Below are 6964 nucleotides of genomic sequence, written 5' to 3'. Positions count from 1 at the left end.
GTCCATGGGGCTGCCGTCAGGGTATAATCCCGCGTCCGAAGAGGATAACGGCTACACCGCCGCCAGCGGCGCGTACAATGCCAATGGTGAGCGCGTGTATGCCGGCGCTACGCCCATTCCCATCGATCCCATCGATATGCCCACGCCCACCCCGCGGCCGGAGCTGACCTTCAGCTACGGCGAGTATACCGCCGCCAAGCTGGGCTTCACCTTCAAGTCCGCCGTGGGCTACACGGTGGATGATTCCGCCAGCGATACCTACATCCTCACCGAGCCGGCCTCCGCCGTGCGCGATGGCTACCCCTGCGTGATTACCCTGCAGGTAACGCCCATCACCAGCAATTACGCGGCCAAGGATGTGCAGACCGACCTGGCCAACTACCTCAAAAACCTGGGCGCGCAGTATCCCACCCCGTGGGAAACCTGGAAGGCGGCCAGCAAAAAGCTGGCGGGCGGCACGGGCTACTATAACAACTACCGCGGCGTGATGAGCGACGGCACCATCGTGCGCGGCCGCGTGCCCGTCTGGGCCGGCATCATCGACATGGAGACCCTGCGCGTCATCGACCAGGCCAAGCGTGCCGAGGCCATTGGCGTCGACGGCCTCGTCGCCACGGCTCCCTTCTACGCTCTGGGCGGCCCGAAGGAGACCGAGCGTCACTTCCGCGCCATCCGCGAGCATACCGATCTGCCGCTGTTCGCTTACGATCTGCCCGTGTGCGTGCACACCAAGCTCGACCCCACCATGCTGGTGCGCCTGGGCAAGGACGGCGTGCTGCAGGGCGTGAAGGACTCCTCCGGCGACGACGTCAGCTTCCGCTGGCTGGTGCTCGAGAACGAGGATGCCGGTCATCCGCTGCAGCTGCTCACCGGCCATGAGGTGTGCGTCGACGGCGCTTACCTGGCTGGCGCCGATGGCAGCGTGCCGGGCCTGGCCAACCTCGACCCGCACAGCTACGTGGAGCAGTGGAAGGCCGCTCAGGCCGGCGACTGGAACCGCGTCAAGGAGATCCAGGACCACCTGGCCCGCCTGATGTTCCTGACCCGCGTGGTCAAGGCAACCGTCGGCTTCGGCGCCGGCGTGGGCGCGTTCAAGACGGCTCTGTGGCAGATGGGCGTGTTCAACACGAACCAGATGCGCGAGCCCGTCCAGCCGCTCGAGGGCGAGGACGTCGCGGCCATCGTCGAGGTCATCAAGAAGGCCGGCCTCATGGACGCGGACGCTCCCATCCGCAAGTAGCTTTTCTTCGCTTTTGCAAGCCGGCGCAGGTTCCACCCGCGCCGGCTTTTTTGTTTGCGGTACCATGGTTTGCACCAGGTAATAAGGTGCTTTTCGAAAAGGGAAGGGTGGGGTGCATGGAATATCCCGCATACGTTGCGGCGCTTGATATCGGCGGCACGAAGATCGCCGGCGCGCTGCTGCGATACGAGCAGATCGACGCTGCACCTGAAGTCGTGTTCGAAACCCAGGTGCCCACGCAGGCGCAGCGCGGTGGCGGACCTGTGCTCGTCACCGTGTGCGATGTGGCGAACACAGTGCTCGGCGAGGCGCGTTCGCGCCGCGAGCAGGTGCTCGGCATCGGCGTGTCCACCGCGGGCCGCGTGGATGCGGTCACGGGCGGCATCGCGTACGCCAACGAGATCATGCCCGGTTGGACTGGCCAACCCATCAAGGAGCGCTTGGAGGAGTCCTGCGAGCTGCCGGTGTCGGTGCTCAACGACGTGCAGGCCCATGCGCTCGGCGAGGCGCGTTGGGGCGCTGCCAGCGGGGCCGATACTTGCATGATGATCGCCGCCGGCACGGGCATCGGCGGTGCCGTGATCGCTCACGGCCGTTTGGTGCGCGGCAACCACGGTTTCGCCGGCGAGATCGGGCATATCGCCTGTTCGCAGGCTGTGGGCATCCCGTGCGTGTGCGGCGGTTCCGGTCACCTGGAGTTGGTGGCGTCGGGCAGTGGCATCGAGGCGCGTTATGCCGAGATCACGGGAAACCATATCGACGGCGCCGAGATCTCCCGTCGCGCTGCTGAAGGCGAGCCTGCGGCGCATAAGGTCATCATGACCGCCGGCATCGCCCTGGGCGAGGCTATCGCAGGTATCACGAACCTGCTCGATCCCGATATGGTGGTCATCGGCGGCTCGGTGCCCAAGGCGGGCACCAAATGGCGTGCGGCGTTGCAAGAGGGCTTCGAGCGTCAAATCCCGCTGGCGCAGCGCAGCCTGCCCATCCTGGCGGCCGAGTTGGGCGGGCATGCACCGCTCATCGGCGCCGCCGAGGATCTGCTGGATTACCTTGAGGACCTCGAAGCTCAGCAGGAGCTTGACGAGCTTGAAGAGGCCCAGGGTTTTGAAGCGATCGACGAGACCGACGAGCCGCACGGCCTTCAGGATCATCAGGATAGGGAAGAGCCGCAGGAGTAGCTTCCATCGGTATATTGCAGCGCCCGGGGCCGTTGTTCGCGGCAGCGGGCGCCGCTTGTTTTCAATCATGAAAGGATGGGGAAATGGATCCCATTATCGAGCAATTGCGCGGCAAGGTCATCGCCAGCTGTCAGGCGTACATGGGCGAGCCGCTGCGCCACCCCGAGACCATGGCGCAGATGGCCCGTGCCTGCGAGCTGGGCGGTGCCGGCGGCATCCGCTGCCAGGGCCTGTCCGATATCGCGGCCATCAAGGGCCGCACCGAGGTGCCCGTCATCGGTATCTGGAAGGAAGGCCACGAGGGCGTCTACATCACGCCTACGCTGCGCCATGCGCGCGCCTGCGTGATGGCCGGCGCCGACATCGTGGCCATCGACGCCACCGACCGTCCGCGTCCGGACGGCAAGACGCTTGAGGACACGGTGCGCCCGCTGAAGGAGGAGGGCGTGCTCGTGATGGCGGACTGCTCCACCATCGAGGACATCCGCCACGCGTTCGCCATCGGCTGCGACATCGCCTCCACCACGCTCTCGCATCCCGGCGCCGCCATCGACTGCGGCATGGCCGACGGCCCGGATGTGGCGCTGGTGCGCCAGGCCGTGGAAGAGTTCCCGGGCAAGCCCGTCATCTGCGAGGGCCGCGTGCACACGCCGGCCGACGCGAAGGCGGCCATGGATGCCGGTGCATGGGCCGTCGTGGTCGGCACCGCCATCACGCATCCCGCCAGCATCACCAGCTGGTTCGTGGAGGCTGCTGGCAAGTAGTTCGCGGCATAATAAATGCCCCGCCGTTCGGCGGGGCATTTATTATAGGTTGCTACTTGCCCAACTACGCTTTGAAATCAAGTTTGAATTTTCCGATTGAATCAGAGCCAATAGAATAGGTGTTGTCACCAGTTTTTTTGTAGCTTCTGAAGTTAATTGTCATGGTCCCTGTTTCCATTTGGCTCTTCATTTCATCGGTTACGCTGGCGTAAATGTAAATATTAGCAGTGACCAAAGGATCTATGCGCCCACGAGAGAAAAGGTTGTCATCGGGTAATGCCCATTCAACATCGGTTTCCACGGAATACTTATCATTAATTTTGATTTCGGCATTTGCAGCGCTGTCAGGTGCGTATCCTTCTGCCCCTAGGTTTTTATATGTTCCGGAGATTAGTAGAAGCGAGCTGCCTTCCTTTGGGTCGATATGCTCATAAATACCGTAATTTGATTCTGCCGGAGAGCGGAGTTGGTCAGTCCATTCGATAGTATTGATGGTTAGCTCAAGATTGTCGTTTGTTGCGGTTTGGCCTAGCGTCAGTTCGGTTGAATCATCTGTTTGGGCAGAGTGACTTTGTTCGGCGGCGTTCGTGCTGCTCGATTCCGCGTGGTTTGCGTTATCGGATTCACTGGTTTGAGAAGCTGAACTGCAGCCAACTAAAGTTGTTGACAAAGCTAGGACTAGCGCTCCGGTTACAAGTGCACTTGCTTTCATGATGCTTCCTTTCTGTTTTCTTATCTTATAGTGAGCAGATATTGCTCACCACTTCCCTTGAGCGAGATTTGGATTTGGAGCGGTAACGAGGATGATTGCGCCTCTAGGGGAATTGAAATCATGAAATGACCGGTAATCGGAATCAACGGCTCGAGAGAAGTTAAGGTGGGGAAATTGAATCCACCGCTCTGATTCTCGTACATCAAAGTTGCATCATAATAATATGTTGAATTATAAAGACACTTTACTGTGGCTGGGTTCTTGAGCGAGTGGCTTGTTTTATTAGTGATTGAGGCCACGACATCCATATAGATATTGCCATCGTTCGGTGTAAGATATTGATAAGCGCCTGAACTATATGAGGGTGATTGTACGTAATCAGTGAATTCGGCAGAGATGATTTCAAAGTCAACTGACTCTGATTCAATCGTGCTCCCGACAGTCACTGCTGTTAGTTCATCTTTGTCGGTTGAGCTTGATTTTGCTTCCTTTGATATCGAAGGAAGTTCAGATTCGCGATCGTCAGCGTCAACGTTTTCATAGGTTTCCATATTGGTTGCGTTGCCGACATCTGTAGTGTTTGATGCGTTCATGTTATCTTCAATTGTTTCTCCTGTGCATGAACAAAGGAGAATGGATAACAGCGGAATATAGATAGCTGTTGCAATAATTCCAATTGCCTGAGTTTTCATTTCTGACCCTTTACCTACAAGACATTAGATTGGAAGTATTTGCCGGTGCCTCGATATATCTGGGTTGTTCCCGTTCTGCGAACCCTGTCTAACAGATATAAACGTTGAAAGCTGCGGATCGTACGAACGGCGTTGGCGTCGAGGTCCAATTATTTGCACTCAGTATATGGGCCAGTGTCTAGGATTTGTTGTACAACATTTGCGCTATTGAATGGCTATCGCTAGTTTCAAGCCTTTATAGGTTTAGTTACTGAAAACGTTGCTGCATCTATTCCCTTGTGTCGCTGAGTTATTGCAAGTCATGCTATCGAGCATAGTTGTTCATAACCTAGAAAACCGCCCCTGCAGTTCAAATTTGAGCTGCAGGGGCGGTCGTTGTTCCTATCCAATTAATTGGAATTAGTTTATTTGCCCAGATCGGGGCGGAGCAGGGAGGGGGCAGCTCCAAGAAGCAGACGAGTGTAGTCGTCCTTGGGATTCTCGAACACCTCGGCGGCGGTACCCTGCTCGACCGCTTGGCCTGCGTTCATGACGATGATGCGGTCAGAAATGTAGCGTACGGTCTGGATATCATGGCTGATGAACACCATGGACAGGCCGAGCTCTTTCTTCAGATCCATCAGCAGGTTGAGAATCTGGGCTCGCACGGACACGTCAAGGGCGGACGTGGGCTCGTCGGCGATGATGGCATCGGGCTTGAGCGCCAGGGCACGTGCGATAGCAACGCGCTGACGCTGGCCGCCTGACATCTGACCGGGCAGTGCGTCGAGCACGCTTTCCGGCAAGCCGACCATCTCGATGAGCTCGCGCACACGCTTGTCACGGCTGATCTTGTCGCCCACTTTGTGGACAATCATGGGGTCGGCAAGCTGATCACGAACCGTCATGCGGGCGTTCAAAGCCGTTGCAGGGTCTTGGAACACCACCGAGATCACGCGGCCGATGGTCTTGCGCATGTCGGCGGTTCGCTTGGTAACGTCCTGGCCTTTGAAGTAGACCTTGCCCGAGGTGGGCGACTGCAGACCGCACATGACGTTCGCGGTAGTCGATTTACCGCAACCGGATTCGCCAACGATGCCGATGGTTTCGCCCGGCATGAGCTTGAGCGTCAAACCTCGCACCGCCTGCACCTTGTTCGGATGCAGGATGGACCCGGTACGCGTATTGAAGGTGACGCGGATGTCATCCAAAAAGATGATGGGGGTCTGCTCGTCGGCGGTATTTGCCGTGTTGCTCACAGTTTGGCTCATGCCGACTCACCTCCTTCGATATACGGCTTGATGCCTACGCGTGCAAGTTCGCTATCGGGCAGTTCCGCGTAGTAATGGTCTGTGCCCTTTACGCGCTTAAGCATAGGACGGATAGGGGAGACCTTGTCCGGATGGCTGGAGCGCGGCGTGAAGCGGTCGCCTTCGGGGAAGTCCTTCGGGGACGGAACGGAGCCGGGCACCTGGTGCAATCGACCGGACCCCGCCTCGATCGACAGGACCGAACCCAGCAGACCTCGCGTGTACTCATGGATGGGGCTGCACAGGATGTCCTTGACCGGGCCCTGCTCCACAACCTGGCCGGCGTACATGACCGTGATCGAGTTCGCAACCTCGGCGACAAGGGCCAAGTCGTGGCTTACGAACACCATCGCGAAGCCAAGCTCCTTCTGCAGACGGTTGAGCAGGTCGACGACCTGTTTCTGAACCGTGACGTCAAGAGCGGTGGTCGGCTCGTCGGCGATCACAAGCTTGGGGTCGCGCGTCAGGGCCATAGCGATGAGCACGCGCTGGCGCTGGCCGCCGGAAAGCTCGTGCGGGTAGGAATCCAGCGTGCGCTTCGGGTCCAGGCCGACGAGCTCGAGCAGCTCTTCTGCAGTACGGGTGCCGCCGCGCTTGGTCAACTGCTTCATCTGAGCTTTGATGAGCATGGACGGGTTGAGGGAGGACAGGGCGTCCTGGTAGATCATGGCGATTTCGCGGCCGCGAAGGTCGTTCATCTGCTTCTGGCTAAGCTCCAGCAGATTCTGGCCGTTGTACATGATTTGGCCGGAAACCTGAGCCTTGGGGTCGAGCAATCCCATGATGGTGAGGCTTGTGATGGACTTACCGCAACCAGATTCGCCCACCAAACCCATGGTCTGGCGCGGGCGAACCACGAAGCTCACGTGGTCGACCACGTTGACATCGCCATGGCGCGGGAACTTGATGCACAGATCTTTGACTTCCAGAATGGGCGGCACGTCGGTGTGCGCCGGGAAGCGGTCGGTGCGCTTGGATTCCACTTCGCGCAGGGTGGCGAGACGGTGCTCAAGTTCGGCTGCCTGAGCCTTGTACGCCAGGGTGGGGTCGGCAACCAGACGGTCGGCCTCGCGCTCGCCGTTGAGG

7 protein-coding genes are annotated in these 6964 nt (G+C 59.0%); 3 read left to right on the top strand and 4 right to left on the bottom strand.

Features of this window, described 5'->3' with window-relative positions:
• The 3 genes from Q0H50_RS07605 to Q0H50_RS07595 form a co-directional block, all read left to right on the top strand.
• On the top strand, window positions 1–1240 hold a 1240-nt coding region (locus Q0H50_RS07605; RefSeq protein WP_294421043.1), incomplete at its 5' end, for a dihydrodipicolinate synthase family protein.
• 116 nt (window positions 1241–1356) lie between these two features.
• Window positions 1357–2421, top strand: a complete 1065-nt coding sequence (locus Q0H50_RS07600) for an ROK family protein (RefSeq protein WP_294421041.1) — start codon at window positions 1357–1359, stop codon at window positions 2419–2421.
• Window positions 2422–2504: 83 nt separating this feature from the next.
• Window positions 2505–3185, top strand: coding sequence for an N-acetylmannosamine-6-phosphate 2-epimerase (locus Q0H50_RS07595; RefSeq protein WP_294421039.1), 681 nt, complete (start codon window positions 2505–2507; stop codon window positions 3183–3185).
• Window positions 3186–3249: 64 nt separating this feature from the next.
• Here Q0H50_RS07595 and Q0H50_RS07590 read toward each other — a convergent pair whose 3' ends face one another.
• The 4 genes from Q0H50_RS07590 to Q0H50_RS07575 all read right to left on the bottom strand — a co-directional run.
• Window positions 3250–3897, bottom strand: a complete 648-nt coding sequence (locus tag Q0H50_RS07590) for a hypothetical protein (RefSeq protein WP_294421037.1) — start codon at window positions 3895–3897, stop codon at window positions 3250–3252.
• A 20-nt stretch (window positions 3898–3917) separates the two neighbouring features.
• The gene (locus Q0H50_RS07585; protein WP_294421035.1) at window positions 3918–4589 is read right to left on the bottom strand and encodes a hypothetical protein; all 672 of its coding nucleotides are present in this window, start codon (window positions 4587–4589) and stop codon (window positions 3918–3920) included.
• 404 nt (window positions 4590–4993) lie between these two features.
• Complete coding sequence (locus Q0H50_RS07580) at window positions 4994–5839, bottom strand: ABC transporter ATP-binding protein (protein ID WP_294421033.1); 846 nt, start codon at window positions 5837–5839, stop codon at window positions 4994–4996.
• A partial coding sequence (locus Q0H50_RS07575) for an ABC transporter ATP-binding protein (protein WP_294421032.1) occupies window positions 5836–6964 on the bottom strand: 1129 nt, incomplete at its 5' end. The genes Q0H50_RS07580 and Q0H50_RS07575, both read right to left, overlap by 4 nt.

The sequence above is a fragment of the uncultured Senegalimassilia sp. genome, from assembly GCF_934632265.1.
GTDB lineage: Bacteria > Actinomycetota > Coriobacteriia > Coriobacteriales > Eggerthellaceae > Senegalimassilia.
Note: the sequence above shows the minus strand (reverse complement) of the source record. Positions and strands in the feature narration are given on the sequence as shown.